The 3,210-nt window shown below is 66.7% G+C and carries 2 protein-coding genes; both read right to left on the bottom strand.

Annotated features, from left to right (window positions below; genetic code table 11):
• On the bottom strand, positions 1-1,472 hold a 1,472-nt coding region (locus VMR03_RS18170), incomplete at its 3' end, for a UvrD-helicase domain-containing protein (RefSeq protein WP_325407744.1).
• The coding region (addB, locus tag VMR03_RS18165) for a double-strand break repair protein AddB (RefSeq protein ID WP_325407742.1) at positions 1,469-3,210 on the bottom strand (1,742 nt) is incomplete at its 5' end. The genes VMR03_RS18170 and addB, both read right to left, overlap by 4 nt.

The following is a 3,210-nucleotide window of genomic DNA, read 5'->3' as shown; positions in this document are numbered from 1 at the left end:
GGCACCGAACGGAACGATCGCACCAGCGGCACGGCGGACCAGAGGCGTTCGGCCTGCTTCACGCGGCGCTCGAAATGGCGCTTCATCTGGTCGAAGCGCGCGGGGTCGGCACCCTGAAAGGAAAAGATCGACTGCTTCTCGTCGCCGACCGCGAAGATCGTGCGGACACCGGGACGCGCGCCGGCGCCGGACAGGAACTCCTCGGCCAATGCCGAAATCACGTCCCATTGCTCGGGGCTCGTATCCTGTGCCTCGTCGACCAGAATGTGATCGATGCCGCCATCGAGCTTGAAGAGCACCCAGGGCGCCATCGCGCTTTCAACGAGAAGCCTGCGGGCGCGCGCGATCAGATCGTCATAGTCGAGCAGCGCGCGGCGTCGCTTGACGCGGTCGAAATCGGCGAGGATCGCATCGGCGAGATGGAAGATCGCCTCCGTCGCCTGCGCGACGCCGACCGCGCGGAGACGGGCGACGAGGGCGAGGATGCGGGCCTGCTCGCGGGCGAGCGCTTCGGCAAGCGCCGGATTCTGCTCCGCCGGTTTCTTGGTGATCAGCGATTTGCGCGGCGCGTCCTCCTTCGTCAGGAAGACCAGCTTGTAGTCGTCGAGCCTGTCGAGACGCGAGGCAGGGTCGGCGAGGAACGCGTGAAGCGCGGCCGCGCGCTCCATGTCCGTCTTGCTGCCCGTCGCGAGAAGGGCGGCGGCGGCGCGCATCTTCTCTTCCGGCAGATCGGCGATCCGCGCGGCGATCGTCTCCGGCGTCTCGCCTTCCTCGACGCCGAGCGCCGCATGGATCGCTTTTATCGCGCCGTCGAGGCCACCGAACTGCTTCAACAACTTCTCGAAGAGATCGCGACGCGCGGTAATTTCCTTCAGGAGCTTGCCGAAGACGAGTTCGTCGACACGCTCGACGACAAGCGTCAACGCGCGGCCGAGCGGCGTTTCCGGCTGACCGCCCGCGAGGCGCAGCACACGGTCGCGCACATCATCCATCAACTCGTCGGCACCGCGATCATCGAGAATTTCGAAATTGGGCGGCACGCCCGCCTCGAGCGGGAAGCGACCAAGCAGGCGCTCGCAAAAGGCGTGAATGGTCTGGATTTTCAGGCCGCCTGGCGTTTCGATGGCACGGGCGAAGAGGCGCCGGGCGAGGTCGAGCTTTTCTTTCGCGGGTGCGCGGCCTTCCATCTCGGCGATTTTTCGCGCGAGCTCTTCGTCGGAGAGCATCGCCCAATCGCCGAGGCGCTTGTAGAGGCGGCTCGACATTTCGGCGGCGGCCGCCTTCGTGAAAGTAAGACAGAGAATGCGGCCGGGTTCGCTGCCCGCCAGCAACAGCCGCGCGACGCGCGTCGTCAGCGCATGCGTCTTGCCCGAACCCGCATTGGCCGACACCCAGACAGACGCGGCCGGATCGGAGGCGCGCATCTGCGCTTCATCGGCATCGGGACGCTTCTTCGTTTCGGGGGTGCTCATTCGCCGCCTCCCGAAGCCGACCATTCCTTCACGCGCGCGAGGTGATCATAATCGCCGTAGCTCGCCTCGAACATCGGACGGGGACGCGACAGATAAGGCGTCGCCTCGTCCGCATAACGCGACAGCAGCGCGACGAGGCTTGCATATGTTTCTTCGACGAGACCGTCGGGTTCGATGGCGCGCGTCTCACCCGCCTTCTCACCGCCGGTGAGCCGCAGATAGAGCAGCGCCGAGGCTTTCGCCGATCCCAGTTCGGTAAAAGCGCCGCGCGCGGCCATCGCCGCTTCGAGCGGCAATTGCGGCGTGAGACCGGCTTCGACTTGGGCGCGCGTCGGCGTCGATCCGGTCTTGTAGTCGATGATGCGCAGCGACCCGTCCTTCATTTCGTCGATGCGGTCGGCCTTGCCGCTCAGCGTCACCGGCCGCGCCAGTTCCGCGATTTCGATACGGCCCTGCAGTTCCGGATGAACACGCGAGACATCGGCGCGGAGCTTCTCCTCGTAATCGACGATCCAGGCGGCGATGCGCTTGAAGCGCGGCCACCAGAAGGCGGCAACGCCGGGACGGTCCAGCGCATGGGCGAAGGTCTCGTGGCCGATGCGGACGAGCTCGTCGAGTGCGTTGGGCGGCAATTTTTCGGGATAGGCCCGCGAGAAATTTTCCAGTGCCGCGTGAATGATATTACCGCGCTCGGCGGCAGCGACATCGGCGTCGATCGGATCGAGCGGTTGCAGGCGCAGCACCTTCTTCGCATAGATCGCGTAAGGATCGCGGATCAGCGTTTCGATCTCGGTCACCGAAAATTTCTCAGGTCGCTTGATCAACGGCGGCTTGGGGCGCGGCTTTTCGCCGGCGGCGACGCGGTCCGGCGTATCGAGCGCCTGCGCCCAACCGGTCCATTCCGGTGCGGCGAGCGCGTCGGCGCGACCGATGCCGGCCAGCAGGCTTTGCAGCCGCAGCAGCCAGCGCGAGGCGACCATCGGCGCGCCTTCGACCTTCAGCGCGCGCGTCAGCACCACTTCGGCGGCGCTGGCGCCTTCGGCGAAATCATGCGCGGCAAGGCCGATGCGGCGTTCCGGCGGCTCGAGACCCAAAGCCGCACGCATCGGGCGGTTGAGCCAGGGGTCGATATTCGCTTCCGCCGGCCAGGTGCCTTCGTTGAGGCTGCCGAGCACGATGCGGTCGGCATGCTGAAGGCGCGCTTCGAGCGGACCCCAGATGAAGAGACGCGGATGACGGCCGAAGCGGGGACGCAGGACGCGCGTCGATGCAAGCTCCGAGAAAGCGCGCGCATAGGTGTCGATATCGGCGTGGCCGAGGGTCGGCGCCGCTTCGAGAAGATCGGCGACGAAGGTGGAGGCCGCCTCGCCTTCCTCCTTCGTCCAGAGTTCGGAGCCGGTCTCGCTCCGCGCCAGCGCTTCGGCGGCGGCGACATGGGCGCGCGCGATATCGTCGAATGCGGCACCCGACAGGCGGAGATCGACGAGCGGCTTCAGCGCGGCTTCGAACCTCTCGAGCAGGCTATCGAGGCCGGCGAAATCCCTGAGCGACCGTTCGCGCGCTTCATGGTCTTCCCTCGCCTCCTTCAAAGCCGCGCGCAGGCCGGCAAGGCCCGGCGCGGGGCGCGGACCGCGCAACACGAGGCGTTCGAGGCGGCGCGTTTCATCGCGCAGCCGTGCCGGATTTCCGCCGAGCGCCGCGAAGGGATGTTTCAGCACGGCCAGCAATCCGAGCGGCG

Origin of the sequence: Parvibaculum sp., from assembly GCF_035511255.1 — a bacterium.
Classification (GTDB): domain Bacteria; phylum Pseudomonadota; class Alphaproteobacteria; order Parvibaculales; family Parvibaculaceae; genus Parvibaculum.
This window is presented reverse-complemented; position numbering and strand designations above follow the sequence as displayed.